18 protein-coding genes are annotated in these 18,615 nt (G+C 47.3%); 1 reads left to right on the forward strand and 17 read right to left on the reverse strand.

Annotation, left to right across the window (positions count from 1 at the left end; all coding sequences use genetic code 11):
* The first annotated feature begins 121 nt into the window (after positions 1–121).
* Positions 122–1,522, forward strand: a complete 1,401-nt coding sequence (locus BLP93_RS13705; protein ID WP_092121910.1) for an IS1380 family transposase — start codon at positions 122–124, stop codon at positions 1,520–1,522.
* A 786-nt stretch (positions 1,523–2,308) separates the two neighbouring features.
* On the opposite strand, the gene BLP93_RS13715 is transcribed toward BLP93_RS13705, so the two are convergent.
* From BLP93_RS13715 to BLP93_RS13800, 17 genes are all read right to left on the reverse strand, one after another.
* A complete protein-coding gene (locus BLP93_RS13715) occupies positions 2,309–3,223 on the reverse strand; it encodes a glycosyltransferase family 2 protein (protein ID WP_092122942.1) in 915 nt (304 codons plus the stop codon).
* Between the two features lie 2 nt (positions 3,224–3,225).
* A complete protein-coding gene (locus BLP93_RS13720; protein ID WP_208596656.1) occupies positions 3,226–3,888 on the reverse strand; it encodes a class I SAM-dependent methyltransferase in 663 nt (220 codons plus the stop codon).
* A gap of 683 nt (positions 3,889–4,571) precedes the next feature.
* Positions 4,572–4,973, reverse strand: coding sequence for a class I SAM-dependent methyltransferase (locus BLP93_RS16735; RefSeq protein ID WP_139163011.1), 402 nt, complete (start codon positions 4,971–4,973; stop codon positions 4,572–4,574).
* A complete protein-coding gene (locus BLP93_RS13730) occupies positions 4,966–5,646 on the reverse strand; it encodes a class I SAM-dependent methyltransferase (protein WP_092122948.1) in 681 nt (226 codons plus the stop codon). The genes BLP93_RS16735 and BLP93_RS13730 overlap by 8 nt, the downstream gene beginning before the upstream one ends.
* Positions 5,647–5,659: 13 nt before the next feature.
* The gene (locus tag BLP93_RS13735) at positions 5,660–6,793 is read right to left on the reverse strand and encodes a glycosyltransferase (RefSeq protein ID WP_092122951.1); all 1,134 of its coding nucleotides are present in this window, start codon (positions 6,791–6,793) and stop codon (positions 5,660–5,662) included.
* 3 nt (positions 6,794–6,796) lie between these two features.
* Complete coding sequence (asnB, locus tag BLP93_RS13740; protein ID WP_092122954.1) at positions 6,797–8,602, reverse strand: asparagine synthase (glutamine-hydrolyzing); 1,806 nt, start codon at positions 8,600–8,602, stop codon at positions 6,797–6,799.
* Positions 8,602–9,327 carry a class I SAM-dependent methyltransferase gene (locus BLP93_RS13745; RefSeq protein WP_092122957.1) on the reverse strand — a complete coding sequence of 242 codons (726 nt, stop codon included), beginning with the start codon at positions 9,325–9,327 and terminating at the stop codon, positions 8,602–8,604. The genes asnB and BLP93_RS13745 overlap by 1 nt, the downstream gene beginning before the upstream one ends.
* Before the next feature lie 27 nt (positions 9,328–9,354).
* Positions 9,355–10,863 (reverse strand): lipopolysaccharide biosynthesis protein, encoded by a 1,509-nt coding sequence (locus BLP93_RS13750; protein ID WP_139163012.1) that lies wholly within the window; start codon positions 10,861–10,863, stop codon positions 9,355–9,357.
* Between the two features lie 1,039 nt (positions 10,864–11,902).
* Positions 11,903–12,445, reverse strand: coding sequence for an ORF6N domain-containing protein (locus BLP93_RS13755; protein WP_092122963.1), 543 nt, complete (start codon positions 12,443–12,445; stop codon positions 11,903–11,905).
* Between the two features lie 64 nt (positions 12,446–12,509).
* Positions 12,510–12,737, reverse strand: a complete 228-nt coding sequence (locus BLP93_RS16935; RefSeq protein ID WP_092122965.1) for a hypothetical protein — start codon at positions 12,735–12,737, stop codon at positions 12,510–12,512.
* Between the two features lie 261 nt (positions 12,738–12,998).
* Positions 12,999–13,763: a transposase gene (locus BLP93_RS13765; RefSeq protein ID WP_092122968.1), complete on the reverse strand. Its 765-nt coding sequence runs from the start codon at positions 13,761–13,763 to the stop codon at positions 12,999–13,001.
* 320 nt (positions 13,764–14,083) lie between these two features.
* On the reverse strand, positions 14,084–14,224 hold the full coding sequence (locus tag BLP93_RS17750) for a type II toxin-antitoxin system RelE/ParE family toxin (protein ID WP_208596660.1): 141 nt from the start codon (positions 14,222–14,224) through the stop codon (positions 14,084–14,086).
* Positions 14,225–14,360: 136 nt separating this feature from the next.
* Entirely contained in the window at positions 14,361–14,591 is a 231-nt protein-coding gene (locus BLP93_RS13775) for a hypothetical protein (protein ID WP_092122971.1), read from the reverse strand.
* A 366-nt stretch (positions 14,592–14,957) separates the two neighbouring features.
* A complete protein-coding gene (locus BLP93_RS13780; RefSeq protein WP_092122974.1) occupies positions 14,958–15,719 on the reverse strand; it encodes a PDDEXK nuclease domain-containing protein in 762 nt (253 codons plus the stop codon).
* 133 nt (positions 15,720–15,852) lie between these two features.
* Positions 15,853–16,197: a MarR family EPS-associated transcriptional regulator gene (locus tag BLP93_RS13785; RefSeq protein WP_092122977.1), complete on the reverse strand. Its 345-nt coding sequence runs from the start codon at positions 16,195–16,197 to the stop codon at positions 15,853–15,855.
* Between the two features lie 743 nt (positions 16,198–16,940).
* A complete protein-coding gene (locus tag BLP93_RS13795; RefSeq protein ID WP_092122983.1) occupies positions 16,941–17,822 on the reverse strand; it encodes a nucleotidyl transferase AbiEii/AbiGii toxin family protein in 882 nt (293 codons plus the stop codon).
* Positions 17,815–18,435, reverse strand: a complete 621-nt coding sequence (locus BLP93_RS13800; RefSeq protein WP_092122986.1) for a type IV toxin-antitoxin system AbiEi family antitoxin domain-containing protein — start codon at positions 18,433–18,435, stop codon at positions 17,815–17,817. The genes BLP93_RS13795 and BLP93_RS13800 overlap by 8 nt, the downstream gene beginning before the upstream one ends.
* Between the last annotated feature and the right edge of the window lie 180 nt (positions 18,436–18,615).

The following is an 18,615-nucleotide window of genomic DNA, read 5'->3' on the forward strand; positions in this document are numbered from 1 at the left end:
CCTAGGTTGAGCGATTACGATACATTCGCACTACAGTTCTGATTGCATAACATATTGTTTTTGTTTATAATTCTCTCCATTCAGGTCACTGCAAATATGCACCCCATGGGTGGAGGAGAATATGTCCAGAAACAATCACAACAAGGCTCATATCGTGAAAAAAGTTGAGGCCACCAACGAGACCTTGACCAGCCGGGCCGGCATCAATTTGTTCACGAGGTATCTGCATGCAATCCAGATCATCCCCTTGATTGAACTACTCTTCGGGAGAGTCCGCAAAAATTCAAAAGGGGCGTCCATCGTCGAGTTGTTCACTCAAATTTTGTGCTGGCACTTTGATGGTACCTGCCGTCATTTGTCATCCTTTGACACGCTGGCCAAAGACCCAGGATATGCGGCCAGCATTGAAATGGACCATAAACATATGGTTTCTTCGCATGCCATCAAAAGGTTTTTCAACTCGATCCCGTTACGTTTTTCGTCCATGTTTCGGATGCTGCTGATGCGCCTTTTTGTTTGGAGGCTGAACATCAGCAAGCCGGAACTGATCATCCTCAATATCGACGCCATGGTCATGGACAATAATGATGCTCCCAAGCGCGAAGGCGTCGAGCCGACTTATAAGAAAGTATGTGGTTTCGCACCATTGCAGATGACCTGGGGCAGGTTCATCATCGACGCTATATTTCGCAGTGGGAAGAAACACTCCAACCACGGCAACGATACCGCCAAAATGATCCACCGCGCGGTCAAGCTGATCCGGAGCAAATATTGCCAGGACGTGCCGATCATTGTTCGAATGGACTCCGGATATTGCGACCAGAAACTGTTCGCCGAAATGGAACGTCTCCAGATCGGATATATCTGCGGCGGCCGGTTTTTGCCTGATGTGAAAAGCTACATTAGTTCATTGCCCCAGAAAGCCTTTGATCGCCACTACGGCAAGACCGAGGAGGACATCTGGGAATACTGCGAATTCGGCGACCATCGCTCAACGTGGAAGCGTTTCCGCCGGGCCATCTTTTGGCGTCCACTACTGGAAGAGAAACGCTTTCTTCTCCCAGGAGCACGACCAGGAACCATGATCTACACCAATCTGGGCATGGGCCAAGCCATTGACGAACAACTCAAAAAATCCGGATATGAATACTTGACCAAGTCAGAAGAGATCATCAGCTCATATCACCAACGCGGAACGGACGAACTGGTCCATCGCTGCCTGAAGGATTTCGGTTTTGAACAGCTCCCCTTCAAGAACTTTGCTCCCAACGCGGCCATGTACTACACAATGCTTCTGGGGTTCTTTCTTTTCGAAACGTTCAAAGAGGACGTCAGTAATCCGGTGGTGTCCATATCCGCTACTCCGACCACCCTGCGCCGCAAGCTGGTGGATATAGCCGGGAAGATTGTCAGGACCGCGAAACAGGTCAAGCTTAAGGTGAGCGTTGCCGTCATGGAGGCTTTGAATTTCAAAGAACTCTGGGAGCGTTGCGCTAAGGCACCGCTTTTACTCTGGACTTAATCCTGAGCTTGGTCCTAGGGTTGATGGAAAGACAGAAGTATTGCGCCCAAAAAACGTTAAAGTGCCAATAAATTTGTTAAAAATTGCTGAAAAATTGAAAAATTAAGTCTACCTTCTCAGCAACATCGATAATTATCCTGATGCAAAGTCAAAACTTAACCTCAAATCGGCCCGAGTGGCTTGCGTGAATATTGAATCGATCAATTCAGGCACGAAAAAATAATGCCATTTAAATTTATGAGCCTCATCATAAATATAACAGGGAAGTAAAAGATTGCTATTATATGAATAAACGCTGCAATAAAAATTTTCAGAAAATCAATAGGCAATGATGTTTTTTTATAATAAAAGCCAAAGAAAAAAAGAAACGAAACAGCTAATCCTTGACGGATTACTAAAGTCGACAGCGATTCAAAAACAAAAAAAAAGTAAGACAAAAACAAGACAAAACAAGAAATAAACTTCATTTTTGATATTTGGTAAAAAAAAATCGATGCTGTAAAATAAAATATTACAACAAAAATACTAAGCGCAAACTCAAAAGACAATAATTGCGCAAGAATCCAAAAAAAAATATTGAATAAAATATAGTCATTGTTCAACGCAAAAACACCAGAAATATTGATTGAAGAAAAACTAATAAAATATTTATAATATATGCCAATATCGCCAACAAAACTTCCATCTAGAAATAGCAAATACACATAATGAAATACCCCAAAAATAATACTGAGACTATACATTATGCTGAGTGAAATGCTAATTCTAAAAATAGGCATCAGATTTCTACTTAATTTTATGGCTACTAATCACCAGCTTCAAGACGTCGTTACAATACAGCACTAATCCAGGGAGCCAGACTAGAGCATGCCACCATTTTAAAAAAATCATCATATTTGCATGGTGCGCGTACCTTGCCCAAAGAAGGCGAGAGCGCCATCGATAGCTCCTGGACGTATACGCCTTGCTTTCGGACAATAAAGCATACAGTTCGACCAACGGCACGGGATTCTGAACCTTCAGGGCAAGAATCCGGTCAGACATGCCGCCGGGCAAATATTCCTTAACGGCAACAGGATGTGGAATTGCAAGGCATTGGTTGTTTTCAGCGATCTTTGACCAAAGTAGGCCCGTTGGCACCCTGCGGCATGTCTTGTCGGCGCTAAAGATGTTTGCTTGTATCACATCCGTTCTGACAACTTCCTTCAAGTCCAACTTTACCCCGTGGTCTGCCCGCAATGCCGTGAAGTTGGTCATTGAAGCGGGAGGAATATTCGCGAAGTGTTTTTGTCCGGAGGTGATTTCAACCCCAAAGACAAGGCAAGTCAGAGGCTTTCCCGTATCCTTCAAGGATTCCATTTTTTGAATTGACGAGGCAATGATGTGCAGGGCGCCATGGGTAAAAAAATCATCAGAGTCCATCAAGATTGTATACTGTCCGGTCGCCATCAAAATGCCTTTTTTCAGGGCATGCGCTCTCCCCGAATTCTCCTGCCACATGTATACGAGTTTAATTTTATCCCCAAAGTAATTATTGCACAGTTCCCGCGTCCCGTCAGTTGATCCGTCATCCACGACAACAACCTCGACAAAGTAGTCCTGCTCAACAATGCTCTCAAAAAGTCTCTTCAGCAAATCACGCCGGTTATAGGTAGGTATAACAATTGACAAGAAAGCTTTTTGCATCTCTTCCTCAAGCATGTTCAACTTGCACGCACGGCAACCGCATAGCCGCGCTGGCCAGAGACTTTGAGTCGCGCGATTCGATACAGACCCTGGTTTTCGATTTCCCCAGCAGCCTGGACCACACCGTCAAATAATCCCGGTGTCACGTCGTCAAAGACGATCATGTCGCCTGGTCCCTGCCGGTCACGAACATAAACATATTCCGCCAGCACGTCGTCCAGGGTGTGTTGGGCGTCGAGGTAGGCGAAGTGGATCCGGGACAGGCCAGTACGGAGCAACTGCTGCTTGGTCCAGCCCTGGGTGAAGATGATCCGCTCCAGTTCCTCCGACCAGGGCGACAACAATTCGGATCGGGTCTTCTTGCCGTTAAGATCGTCGATGCAGTTCCAGTACAAGGGCGTGTTGTGGGGCAAGATATCCAAAGTGAGTACCGTGCCAGGACATCCGGCGTCAATCATGGCCCGGGCCATGCAAACGGCGGAAAATCCGCGTGCCATCCCCGTTTCCAGAATGGTCGCCGGTGAATGGCCACGTTCTTCGTGCGCCCTGGTGTGGAGGAATTGGCGCAGGGTGGCGTAGAGTAGCCGTCCATGCTGCCAGTTGAGCCGGGACTTTTTGATCACCACCTGGGTATGCAGGGCCAGGCTGTCCAGCCATTGACGGTCAACGGCAAAGCCCATGCGCGCCTCCCAGGCGTCCATTTCAGGGTACTTTGCCGCTTTGGCTTCCGCATGCAACTGCTCATATGTGCCCCGGTCAGCACGGGGCGAGAACCAAAAGGGTCCACGGGAAACGTCCGCTCCCGGAAAAGCAAGCCAGCAATCATGGATTTGAGTTGTGTCAGGCGCATGATGGTCACGTCTCATTGGAAGCATCAGATAAATTTGTAACAACCTGCGACGCGAACCTGCTCTCCATTACGAGTGCATGGAAGCAAGCCACGTTGGTCACAGGGTGGTGCATGTCACATTCAATCGCCTTCCGTAGTGCAAGGTCATAGGCATCAGTCCGTGTATCGCGCAAATCCGTCCGTTTCCATATGCGGGGGTAAGTAGTGAAGCTGCGATGCACCTGGTTTCAGGCCCGAAAAGCCTGGTAATCTTTGAGACTGACCTTGGCATATACTGTCTGGCCCCATGCCAGGGGTATGAGGTCAGGCAGGCGGCGGAAGGCATCAGATGGATCTGAAGCAGCGGTGCTTTCGTTGCCTGAACATGTTCCGCTATGTGCTTAAAAATAGCAAATCCTGATCAAAGTGTTCCAGGGCGCTTTGGGTGATGATCATGTTGATTCCAGCCAGGAACGGTCGAACCAGGGTGCAGTCGGCTACATGCATCTCAAACCGGGAATCAGCGGACTGGTCTCACTGGTCCCAGTCACGATGCCTTTTCACATCCACTCCGACATAGCGCTGAAACGAATCACCAAGGAGGTTCTGCAACATTCTCCCATACCTTCCGCTCCCGCAGCCAAACTCAAGAATATGTACATCCCCGCCCAGCGCATCAGCCACCCTGGTCCACGGCAATGACATCCAGAACATATCGCTTAACCTTCTTGCCGGTGGAGCCTTCATACTGATTGTCGGCCAAAGCCCTTCCAATTGCCATCGGGGTAATACAAAATGACGCAGATCCAAATCCAGATCGCATTGTTTGCGAGAAAAACGGTTGTTCATCCATTTCACCAAAAAACATGTGATCCGTTGAAAATTGGTAGGGCCATGGTCGGCATTAAGGGAGTGTAATGATGTTGCTTCAGTCATCACACTTTTCCAAACAGCACCACAACGTTCCGTGATGCATTTCCAGTTCTGTAACATCTTTCCGGAATAAAAGTTTCAGAATAATATTTCCTGCAATAATTTTGAGACGTCGCTTGTAATTTGAATGTAGTATTCCTTCGCTATCCAACTGAACGATCCTGTAGCCAGCATTTGATGCATTATGTCGTAAAAATGCCTTGGCTTCTTTTGTGCTGAAGAACCAGCGGTGCCGATCAGAAGGAGGCTCTACGGGGAGTCCGTAGAATTTTAGATGTTTGTCCGGCGCATAGTCCCCACGACGCAACATTGACAAAAAACCGCCGTAGGGATTGGGGAGAGAGATGATGACATTTTTTCGGGCGACCCTGCACAATTCATGGAACATGAAGTGAATTTTTTCCAAATGTTCCAGAACATCCAGGCAAAGCACCGTGTCAAAGCTGGTATCTTCAAAGGGCAGTGGACCTGCGTCCAGGTCTATTTCCATATCAACTCTCTCACCAAAACCAATCCCGCAGTACGCCCCCCCCCCTTGTTCCACATAAGGTTTCAGATATTTCCCATCCGCCCCAACATCCAGCACGCTGCCCAAAAGAAGGGGGTTGTACTTGTCATAAACATAGGCCGGTTTTGTCTCGCGGTCAGTATATGCGTTATCAGTAGTGTACTTCATTGTAGTAAGCTCCCTAAATATCCATGTTCTCTATTTCAGGCACTTCTGCAACCTTCAGAATCCTCCTGCACCTCTCCTTATAGGAAATCCTTTGAGCCAAGGCATACGCTTTTATTCGCATATGCTCGGCATAGTCCCGCTCTCTCAACACGGCCCGTATCCCCTCCACCAGCCCTTGCGGGTCTTCGGGCGGGACAAAATGCACTTCTCCATTTCTGAGCCAGTATTCTAGGGCTTGGATGCGGGTGGCCACCACGGGCGTGCCTGAGGCTAAGTATTCACCCAGCTTGACCGGGCTGGTCCACTGGGCGCTGGGGTGATGGGCCGAGGGGGGCAGCAGGAGGACGTCCGATGCCCAAAGCTGCTCCGGAACCTCGCTGTGCGGAAAGCGGCCGGCCAGGGACACGTTGTGCAGCGACCTAGCCCGGACCTGGTCAGCCACCCGGGCAATGTCCTGATCATGCCCGCCCACCAGGCGATAATCGAATTCCGGTGATAGCGCTGCAGCGTCCAGAATCGAGGGAATGCCTTTATAGTCGTACAGATGGCCAGCGTAAACAACAAGGGGCCGGTTTCGTTCTGGCTTGCTGTAGTCTGTGGGCCGGGTGAAAAGATCAAGGTCCACGGCGTCGGGCAGAACGTGAACTTTGTGTTTTGGGGCCCCCAAAGTCGCAAAATTGTCCCGCAGGACCGGGGCAATGGTCACCAGGGCCTTGAACTGATGCAGCTCGCCCAGCCCCTGGATCATGCGCAGCAACGGCCGCGATGTATTGCCCACATGAGCGTGCGACTCGGCAACAGTAGGCACACCTATTGCGGCGAGCCGGACCGGGGCAATGTAATTCCTGGAAAAGGCGAAATCCGGCCGGATATCTCTTGCATGGTGCAAAACCTGTCGGGCAAAAGCGTTGTGGATGTTCAGCGGCAGCATGTACCATCTGCCAGGAGATTGGATAAACGTTACACGGGTTGACAGATGAAATCGTTCCTGAAGCTGTTTGTCGGTCAAATGTCCGCATTTGGCTTTCCGGCACACCACTGTCACGTCATGCCCAAGCTTTGCAAACCCATCAGCCATCTTGATGGTGTTGACGGCATTGGCGAACAGAGAGTCTGCGGGAAAGGCAGAGGCAACAAGAATATTCATACATCAATTTCCATATTTGGCATTATGCTCATACCATTTGGATAGTGCCGAGAGAGTCCAGGCCCGGGCGGTGCGATAGGGTATGCCAGGAGCCAAAAGTTTTTGAAAATCCTCTGCGAGTAGACCGTGACGAAACATCAAGCTATTGCGAATTTCCACCTCGAGCTTGTCAAAATCGTACCAATGCAGGGTCTTCATTGAAAAGCCCTGCTTGGGGTGGTTTAAAACCCGGTCTGGTACCTTCCCGGCTATGGATCTCCGGATGAGTTGTTTACCGTGTCCAGGCCGATACAGCGGCGTTGGCTGACTCAGTGCACGGTCAATCATTCTGCGGTCCAGAAAGGGTGCTCGGACTTCCAGAGAATGGGCCATGCTCATATTGTCCGTCTTGGCACAGATGGAACCGCTGCAAAAGGTCATCAGGTCAACGCGCTGTAATGCGTTTTGGGATGGCAGATCCTTGATCCAGTGTTTCCGTAAAGGGGCGAGCATGGCTTCATCATCAAAGCCTCTGCCCAAAGGAGCGAACATCAGGGCTGCTTCTTCCGGCAAAAAACGGGGAAAAACCTTCATGGCGTGCGCATGCAGGGAGGATTTTCCAGCAAATGTGGCAAACATCCCGGCTGATTCTTTCGAAATTAGACTGCGCACTGCTTTTTTCAGTCGGATCAAAGTAAACAGGCGCTCATCATACCATACATACCCGCCGAACAACTCATCTCCGCCGTCCGCGCTAAGTACGGTCTTAAAATGACGCACCACTTCTCTGGACAGATGATGCCAGGTCAAAAGTGCGGAATAACCCTGCGGCTGGGCAGCGGATATGGCAACCTGGTTCCGTAGATTGTCAACATCTTCGGGGATCAGATCAACAGTTATATTGTCCAGCCCCAAATATCTGGCCGTCTCCTGGGCCAGTGGCGCCTCGCTGCGAGGCTCATCCACAAAGTGAAGGGTAAAGGTTTTCAAATCCGCAATTCCAGCCCGTGAAAGCAGGCTGGCCATGCAAGTGGAATCCAGCCCGCCAGAGAGCAGCAGCCCCACAGGGACATCTGCAATCAAATGTTCCTTACAAATATCAGTAAAAAAAGAGGCAAATCCCTCGGGGGTATCAGGCGTTCCGTCAACACGGTCCGGAGGGCTCCAAAATTGCCTCGGGGTGCAGGACTCTCCCGGTGTCCAGACCATGTAATGTCCAGGGCACAAAGCCTGCATTCCCTCCCATACAGCCAAAGGCGCAGGCACATAACCCAGTGTCAGAACAGAGCACAGAGCTTCGTACGAAATGGTAGCGGGACGGGGATCAATAATCCTCAGTGCCTGGGGAGTGGAGCCAAATGCAAGATTTTCGTCCCACACGGTATAGTAAAGGGGTTTCTGGCCAACAGGATCCCTGGCCAGAAAACATTTCTGCCTGTACCCATCCCAGATCGCAAAGGCGTACATCCCTTCAATGCGGGACAGCAGGTCAACATCCCAGACTGCATAGGCATGCAACAACACCTCGGTGTCGCTGGTTCCACGAAACACGCATCCTTTGTCCTCGAGTTGTTCCCTCAATGCCCGTGCATTATAGATTTCGCCATTGTAGGTGATGACAATTTTTGGCCGATCCGGATGCACCATGGGCTGTGCACCGCGTTCAGACAAATCCTGAATGGACAGCCGACGATGAAACAACCAGACCGGGATCGAACGGTCAACCCATTCGCCCCCAGCATCAGGACCGCGGTGATGTAAAAGTTTATCAACTTCCTGGATAGACTTTTTATCTGGTAAATAATTTATGCTTCCGAGGATGCCACACATCAAAGATTTTTCCTACACACAACTACCTGATTATATTTAAACTTGCGTCCATCATTAGCAAATAACTGCCTTAATAGTATGGTAAAAAAAACTTTATAATTCCAAAAAGTAAATCGAAGTGGCGTTTGATGAAAATGAGATAGAATTTTAAAATTGTTGTTCTCTATATATTTTTTAAACTCAGAAAAATTCCATTCTCTTACATGCTCTGGTTTTTCAGAAGACATGCAACTATATCCTCTTAACCTATCTCTGTCAGGTGTTGAAAATATAATTTTTGTATCATATGAAATTATTGAGTGAATAAAAGAAATTAATTTTTCGGGATTAATTAAATGCTCAATGACATCAGAACATATTAAGTAATCAACTTTATCGCTAACTTTTACAAAATTGGGACTTTCAAAGTCTACATCAATCCATTTGCCAAACATATATTTATTTTGGCAGTATTGAATAGGTGCAGGTTGATCTAATCCTATTATATTTTTTGATTTACTTCCTATAATGTGATGCAATTTGTATCCGCAACCACATCCAATATCAACAACGACATCGTTTTTTTTAATATCCCCAGCTATGTACTGATAAACTCCCCATTGATAATATTTAGATGATAATTCTCTGTTTGCATCCCAATAACTTTCTTTTCTGTTTGTATCGAAAGTTAGGTTTCTATCAGTCTTGTATTCAGTATAACCATCTTTTATAAAATATTTGCTCATATAAACCTCAAATTATTTCAATTTAATCTATTTAAAATGTCTGACTATAGAAAAAATATCATTTTTTAAAATGCTAAATCCATTTGGAGTTGATGTAAAAATTAATACAAATACGAACAAAAAAAATAATCCACTACACAAAACATTTAAAAATAGCAATTCGAAGCAGGGAGCAGGCAAATGAAAAAAAATCAACCCTGACAAAACACTAGCAAAAACAGGCCTTGCAATTGATGTAAAAAAATCTTTAGTAGTGTAAGGAACGTGCTTAGACATATAAAACAGCATTGGCAAAGACAAAATATATGTACTAGCCACATAAGCAAAGGCCACACCGGTTGTTCCCCACATAATCCCTAAAGAAATGAAAAAAAGAAAAAATGTCGAGGTCAATATGCCTATTCTTAAATATTCTTGTGACTTGCCACAGGTGACTAACAAAAGTGAAGTTATTGTCAATGGTAACTGAATGAAACCAGCTAAAGACAAAATTCTAAACAAAGGAACGACTTCATCCCAATTCTTTCCAAGCAAAAGCAAAATGAGGCTTTCTGAGTAAACAAAACAAAATGCCATTACAGGCATCGAAAAAAAAGAAATTATTAAAACATACTTATCGGCATATTTTTTAATTTTGTCTGGCTCATTTTGTATTCTTGAAAAAGCACTTACAGACACATTCGCTATAGGTTTTCTTATGGCAAAGATAGGCATCTGTACAACGCTGTGTGCCCTATTATATATACCCAAACCATATGGGCCTATGAACTTGCCAATTAGTATTTGATCTACATGCTGTGTAATGTAAGTTAGTATGTTATATCCAGAGACATGCATGCCAAATCTAAGCATTTTTCTAGCGCCTGTTCTTCTTTTAGGCAAGTTGGGAATCCAGGGGCAAAATATATAAGTCAATGATACTGAAGCAATTGATATACTTATAGTACTTAAAACAAGTGCCCAGTAATTAAAGCCTTGCAAAGCAAAAAAAATAGCTATTGACAACCCTACAATAGAAGAAAATATTTCAATAAATCCAAGAGTCAAAAAATACATATGTCTCCGAAGTAAAGCTGCGTGCTGAATACCAAACCCTTGAATAACTACGGACAATGATAAGGCTATAGTAACATATGTAAGCTCTGGCTTGTTGTAAAACAAAGAAATAAATGGTGCCAAAGCAACAATAGATAAGCCCACAAAAATGCTTATTGCTATGTTTAGCCAAAAAAGCGTGCTTATCTCACCTGGAGAAATGGTTTCTTTTTGAACAGTAGCAAGGGAAAGGCCAGCATCTTTAAACAAAGCTGCAAACCCAACAATCACAGAAACCATAGATACTATACCAAAATCTTGTGGTGTGAGTAACCTGGCTAAGACAACTGTCCTCAATATATTCATAACTACCATTACACACCGAGAGGTAACAGTAGTTACGCCACCGCGAATTGATCTGCGTGACAAATCATGAGATAGTTGATCAGAATCAAAAAGATTTTTTCGGGAAAGGCGTAGGTATTTATTAATGTTTTTCAATTGAAATATCCGGGAGCCTCGGGCGGGCCGTGGGCCGGGGGCTAGCCCCTCTAACCAAAGAGATTAATTTTGATTTTGGCTGAATCTCTGAGACAAGCAATCCACTATTTTTATTAAACTTTATCTTCAAAAAAGGCCTATTTTTGGGCCTTACAGACAACTTTTATCTCGAAAACCGGCGCATTTGGCACTTAAACATACAAGATAATATAATAAAAATTATAAATCGCCTGGACTGTACACTTCCCATTCCAGCATATTCTCGCTTGATTCCTGACCGTAGCCCTGAAAGTTTCCCGCATTGCAGCAGAATCTAATTTACTCCTCGGCATGGCCCCCATCTTCAACCGAAGCATGTCTACAAAGCTCTGGCTTCCGACCGCTAACTCGACTGACCAGATTTCACTCCGACAAAATACGGTATCTCACGCCCGCCCGAAGACTCGATAGATAGAGGGTTGGACGCCGAGGCGTAGTCTTTTATCAGCGAGATCAGAGAGATCAGCCTTTAAAAAATAGGCTGGGTCTCTGAGACCAGCAAGTCTTTGCTTTTATTGAACTTGACCCTCAAAAAAGGCCTATTTTGGGGCTTACAGACAACTTTTGCAGCCAAACACATCGCTTTTTACATATAACTATTTAATATATTGTGATAAAAATCAAAAATCAGCTGGGTTGTACACTTCCCAATCCAGCATATTTCAACTCGAATCATTTCCATAGCACTGGATGTCTTCTCGCATAGCAGCAGAATCTGGTTTACACTGCGGTGCGGCCCCCATCTTCAATCATACTTTCTCCCCACGAATCTTCACAAATCGACACGAATCTTTATCGCTTCGCGGTTAACTCTCGTACGCTCGCTGACTCGCCCAGTGCAATACGGCGTTGCCGTAGACCGAACGCCTATTTAACCGGGCGAGCTTGAGGCACCGAGGCGCGAAGGGAGAATTCTTTTACGTTCGGCACGTTAAACCTCCGCGGTCTCCGCGGCTCTAGGGCCGCAGGCTCGGGCGGAGATACAATGATGCAAAGCTTCTCATTTGCCTTTCTTCTTGATCGTATGCTTGAACTTGAGCACCGCGAAGTTCAGCTCCACGACTGTTTCCGTATCCGTTGTCTGGAGTTCATCGTCAAGAATCTCGGCAATGATTTCTCCGCTTTTGCGCATCAGGGTTTGTTGTTCGGCCTTGTCCTGAACACCGGAAAGGGTTTTGATGTTCCGGGAGAGTTCCCTGATCTTGGCGAAGGTTTCGATGATGGCGAATGTTGTCTGCACGGCCTGGGGGCTTTTGAGTATCGTTGCCAACATGTACAGGCCTTTCTCGGTGAACGCCTTGGGAAGAACCCTGGTTTTTACAAACTTTGCGGTGGAAAATTTCCCCCGCAAATCATCAAGCTCAAGATTCGTTAGCTCCATCAGGTATCCAGACGGAAATTTATCAGGATTGTTCTTGACGGCTTTGTTGATATCCCTGGTTTCCACGCCGTAGAGTTCCGCCAGATCACTGTCCAGAATGACCGATACACCACGGATTTCTTGAACTTTCGATTCAACGTGCTCAAATTTTACCATATCCATGCGTGTTCCTTCTCCGTGGGCTCCGCGTCTCTAGGTCCGTTGCGGCCCGGGCGTGAGATCTAAATCATCGGTCTTTGTTACCTGCCAAGTCCGCGGTAAATCCAATGGACCGTGTTCCGGCCATCGGTTGGATCATCCGTTGCCTGACGGCTTCGAGCAAGCTGAGAATCGCCTGATCATGGCCGATCAGTTTCGTTTCCCATTCCTCAATCTTCGCTGCAGGTTCCTTGTTCGTTGCAAGCAGCCCTCGTAACTTTACAAACGTTTTCACGACCAACAAGCTGACTTCCACGGCTCCGGGTCCGTGGGCTCTGCGTCTCGTTAACATACCACCCCATTGCCGCTTCCAACCCTTCGTCAATCGCGTGCGTTGGCTGATAACCGAACAGTTGGCGTGCCTTGCTGAATAGATGGCTGGGTCTCTGAGACCAGCAAGTCCTTGTTTTTATTAAACTTGTCCAAAAAAACACCCCTTTTTAGGGCCTTACAGACAACTTTTGTCGCACAAAACTTCAGCTTTAATGCCTAAAGCATTAATATAGCTCAACAAAAGTCAAAAATCGCTTGGATTGTAAATTTCCCACTCCAGCATATTCTCGCCATCTATCATCCCGTAGTCGTGAAATCCTTCATGCACTGTTGCGGTACTTTTTTTGTTGCGCGGCATCGCGCCCATCTTCAATCGGAGCATGTCAACAAAGCTCTGGCTCCCGACCGCCAACTCCACAGACCAGATTTCGTTCCGAGACAAGTTCCCTTTTCTAATCGCGTTGTCAATCCAGCCGGAATAATGCTCTCGGAAATCAAAACCATCGGGCATCCCCATGAGACGCGCAAGCTCCTTGACGGCTATGAGACGATATCTTTGCTTGGGTTGGGTAATTTCATGATAACCACTATGTTTCCAATCTTTGGGATGATCCACGGCTCCGGCGCGGTTCATATTCAAATCAACATACAGTGAACAGCGTGCCAGATACTCGTCCGTCTCAATTGCCGTGGCGTGATACCGTTTTTCCCAGAAAGCTCCCTTGCGTCCTCGACGCTTGTTGAACGTCGCTCCAACCCTTGATGCTACAAGCTGCATCATTCTCGGTATCGCATCTCTGTCTTCCTGTCCCAGCACCAACAGATGAATATGGTTCGACGTGACCGTAAAATTGAGAATCGACACATTGTACCGATCACGGCCTTCCTGGAGCCATTTTACCCATAAATCACGATACCATGCGTACTCCAGAAGAAAATCCCGGTTATGGCAGCGATGGGTAATATGCCATACATGGCCAGGGACAAAATATCGTAGAGGGTAGCCCATCACACATCATATTTACATTGCTGGGTCATGAAACCAATTCGGCTGGGTCTCTGAGACCATCAACATTTTGTTTTCATATCGCCCAGCCTTGGAAATCTGCCGACGGCATCGGTAGTCGCGATCCACTGCTTGGGAGAAAGCGTAAAACTGTTGAGCACAGCCTGTGATCTAACCCTGTCGAATTCGACGGGGTTGAAGCGCGGGTTGTTCCGTCGCTCCCATAAGTCAAGAATTTCCAGTGTGTTGCGGTTCCGCAACCAGTTGCGAACGATAGGATAATCACAAAAAAATCGAATCGTTTGCAAGCATTGCTTCACTGCTCAGTAAACCTCATCGTGTTTCCCAATATCAACGAGTACGATCAGTTCATTATCGGTGTCAGAAAGTTTTTCAAACGTGAAAACAATGCGGCAATCATATTCTACGTGGCAGGACCAAAGTCCCTCTAACTTTCCATGCAGTTTGTGCGTTTACAATCTCGCATCAAAAGGATTCATACAAAGATTTGTCAAAACGAAAAATATCTTTTCCTGCAGAGGTACATTATTTCGGGTCGTCTTTTTAAAACCTCTTTTAAACCCTTGGCTCCAGGCAAGCTTATAGGTCATTGGTCAAAAGATCCTTTTTCAGGTCTTCGACGCTTCCAAAGCAGGCTCGTTTTTCACGGACAGCTTGCAGGGTTTCTCTTGCATTGGCCGCGATCTGATCCCGTCTGTCCTCAACTGCACGCAATCTCAAAGTTTCCAGTACGGCTTCCCTGTCCTCCAGCGGCAAGGTTTCGACGGCTTCGATGGCCCTTTGAAAGGGCGTATGTTGGTGAATGTTCATACTATCTCCTAGCTGTTCTGCTTTGGGCTGGGGTCTGACACCTATCAGAGGGCTGGGTCTCTGAGGCCAACAAGTCCTTATTTTTTCAACTTGACTCTTAAAAACACCCCTTTTTAGGGCCTTACAGATAACTTTTATCGTCTAAAACTTCGAATTTATGGCTAATCTATTGATATTGTACAACAAAATTTGAAAAAACGATTGGATTGTAAATAATACATTCCAGCATATTCTCGCCTTCTTTCATCAGCGGGATCAGCGAGATCAGCGTTAAAGAAAAACATTTTGACGCTGATTGCGCGGATCGGGCGGATAATTTAATGCTTCGTGCCGCGGTCTGCCCCCTTCAACATTCTGCAATGCCTTTCACTTTCCCTCCTGCAACAGCTTCATGTCTTCTTCGATCTCTTCAACGGTAGGAAGGGATCCTTTTAATTCATCGGGAAGAACTTCAGTAAGAGTGAATTCACTAACACCCATTGGCTTGTTAATATCCCGAAGGGCAAACTCCGTTTCGATTTTATTTTTATCACGGCAAAGCAACATACCGATCGTTGGATTGTCATCATCTGCTTTGAGTAGACTATCAACTGCAGAAAGGTAAAAGTTTAATTTTCCAGCATATTCAGGAATAAATTTTGTATTCTTAAGTTCGATCACTACATAGCATTTCAACTTGACATGGTAGAAGAGCAGATCCAGGTAATAATCCGAATCTCCAACTTCTAAATGATATTGTCTGCCGATAAAGGCGAAACCTTTTCCAAGTTCTAAAAGAAATTTCGTAATCTGCGCGACAAGCTGCTGTTCAATATCACGCTCATTGAACGGCTGAGCCATACTTAGAAAATCAAATGTATAAGGGTCTTTGATGGCCTGCTGAGCAAGATCAGATTGTGGCTTGGGCAATGTGACTTTAAAATTGCTGATTGATTTTCCTTGCCTGGCATAGAGGCTGGCTTTGATCTGCAAAACCAGCACATCCCGGCTCCAGCCGTTTGCAATAGTTTCCTGAATATAGAAAAGAGCTTTATTATGATCTGAAACTTTATCCAGTAGAATTTTGATATGAACCCAGGGTAATTGTCCCCCGATCTGAGGGATTATTGCTGGAACCGTTTCTGTCATCTGCGAGATCAGCGAGATCAGCGTTAAAGAAATACATTTTGACGCAGATTGCGCGGATCCATTCAAATTATTTCTCGCCCGCTCGAAGACTCGCTAGAGGCGCGGAGGCGCAGAGGGGGGAGGCATTAATTCCTCAATCCTTAAATCCCTCAATTCCCCCTATCTTCCGCACCTCTGCCTTCAACTCCGCAATCTCCAGCGGCAGTCGGTCGTACTCCTCCACCTTGCGCCGCAAGAACTGCACCGTAACCCGGGCCTTTTCCTCCAGCCCGCTCGGCGTCAGCTTATAGAGATAGTTGACCTTATTCTCGGCATTCTTGAAATTCATTACCTTGATGCAACCTTTGTCCACCAAGGCTCTCAGGCAGTAGTTGACCTTACCCAGTGATATCCCGGCCTTTCGCGCCAGTTCGCGCTGGCTGACCTCGGGATTGTCGTTTATTGTTTTGAGGATATGGTAATGGATGGCTTCGTTCATTGAGCGCCTCGCTGCAAGTCGTTCAAGCTTGAACAGGGTGCCTTCTGAATGATGTTGTAGAAAAAGTCAATTCAGTCTTCGCCATATGTTAAGAATGCTCTCGCCCGCTCGTGGACTCGCTAGAGACGCGGAGGCGCAGAGGGGAAAGGATTTAAATTCCCTCTCCGTGAGCTCCGCGGCTCTAAGCCTGCTGCAGGCTGGGCGTGAGATAATCAAAGCAGTCGGCTCTCGCCCGCTCGAGGACTCGCTAGAGACGCGGAGGCGCAGGGGGAGGATTTTAAATTTCCTCTCCGCGTGCTCCGCGACTCTAGGCCTGCTGCAGGCCGGGCGTGAGATATTCAAGGCAGTTGGCTCTCGCCCGCTCGAGGACTCGCTAGAGGCGCGGAGGCGCAGAGGGGGAAAGGATTCAAATTCTTCTCCGCGAGCTCTGCGACTCTAGGGCCGCTGCGGCCCGGGCGTGAGATATTCAAGGCAATTGGCTCTCGCCCGCTCGTGGACTCGCTTGAGGCGCCGAGGCGCAGAGGGGGGAGGATTTAAATTCTCTCTCCGCGAGCTCCGCGGCTCTAGGGCCGCTGCGGCCCGGGCGTGAGATATTCAAAGCATTGGCTCTCGCCCGCTCGAGGACTCGCTAGAGGCGCCGAGGCGCAGAGTAAGTGATGAAAGAGCTTCCAGTTTTTTCCGCGTCCGGGGATGGAGGGGATCTTCCTATAGCCCATCGCCCCTTACCCCATAATCCTTAATCCTTACCCCATCGCCTCTACCCTCATATCCATCTTCCCCAAAACATGATGAAAATAATCCTTGGACCAGACATCCAAATCCCGGGGGTCGGAGATAAAGGGCGCGACATCAGCCCTGGCCAGTTCGAAGTCTACGGATTCGATGCGCCGGGCGATCAGGTCCTTGCATTGGTCGGCTGAAAGCGGTTCTTCATGGGTATAAACACCACGCTGCCGGAGCCTGGCCTCCAAATGTGGAAGCAAAAGCGGCACTTTTCTGCGTACCAGGAAGGCAAAGTCAAACCAGTCTCTTCCTTTGACCCTGTTTTTCCATCCCCGGTACAAAATAGCGTCCATCTTTCCGGCAAACAGGGCAGGTCCGCTAAAGACCCGGACTGAAAACGGCACAGGATCGTCAACATACCTGACCTCATATTCCGCTCCGGGCGGAGGATCAGTGTCGATTTCCAGTTTGACCTTGCACAGGGCGTTTTTATGAATCCTTTTGGCAACGGCCTGGGGCGCTTTGGCCTTGATAATATGAAGCCTGGTATTGGCCTTGATAAAGGCCGACTCGATGGGCGTATGCACGTCTTTTTGGCGATCTTCGATGTCCACACTGAATCCGAATGCCTTCATTTCATATTGCAGGGCTTCAAGATACGGCGCAAGCTGAAATGATTCCGCGGATGCCAGGAGTGAAAAATCAAGATCTTCGGAAAACCTGTCCAGATTGTATAAAAATCTCAGGGCTGTGCCGCCGTAAAACGCGGCATGGGTGAAAAAATCCGTTCGCGACAGGCCAAGCAGGGCCACGGCCTGGATGGTCTCGGCCAATGCCCTGTGCGCGGAGCCATGATTTTTCTCCAGGTGCTCCTCAAACATCTGGACACAGGCTTCACGCATGGCGCCTCCTTTGAAGAAATTTTCCAAAGACCTTTAAGGTTGAGGTATGATAATATGCGCTCAAGTCCCTCAGAATCTTCCGGTCCAATTGCCTGAATTCATCCAGGTCCAGACGCAGGTCCTCGAAAAGCAAAGCCTCGATCCCCTTGATGGAGCGCACTCCGGATGCGCGGTACAATTCATCGCACAGGGCTTTTTCCGGACAGGCCATGAGAAAACGGTCCGGCGCATCACCCATGAGGGTTACACCATGAGGATACGCGGCCGCAGGGACATCCTGATAAAAAAAAGACCCGGCGGGTGTGTCGTATCTCTTTTTCCTGCCCTTGCTCAAAGTAGCTGAAGTGATGTGTGCTGCATGCTCGGGGATCAGGCCGTACCAGGCAAGGGCATAAACAAAGGAGACATACGAAGGGCCGTAGATCCGATTGGCCGCCCTGCACCGCGTTACAATATCATCCGCGCTTCGGGCCCGAACATACAATCCCCTCTTGAGGCGGTGCAGCACCCCCTGGCGGACAAGGCGGACTGTCTTTTCCCTGGGGTTGGCATGATGGGCAAAGTGATGCTGCAGCCATAATGAGTCAGGCAAATCAACAAGTGCGTTTTGCATATTTACTCCAACAAATACGCTTTACCTATACTTGCCGGAGAAAATACGCAAGCAGCACTCATCTTGCGAATTCCGCCCCATCTTGATGTCACAAATTGTGATTTCAAGTTTTCCGATTCTTCCCTGGTAATCTGGAACATGAAATCAGAGGAAGCGCTTAATATTCCGCTTGACAGCTTG

Source organism: Desulfonatronum thiosulfatophilum (assembly GCF_900104215.1).
GTDB lineage: Bacteria > Desulfobacterota > Desulfovibrionia > Desulfovibrionales > Desulfonatronaceae > Desulfonatronum > Desulfonatronum thiosulfatophilum.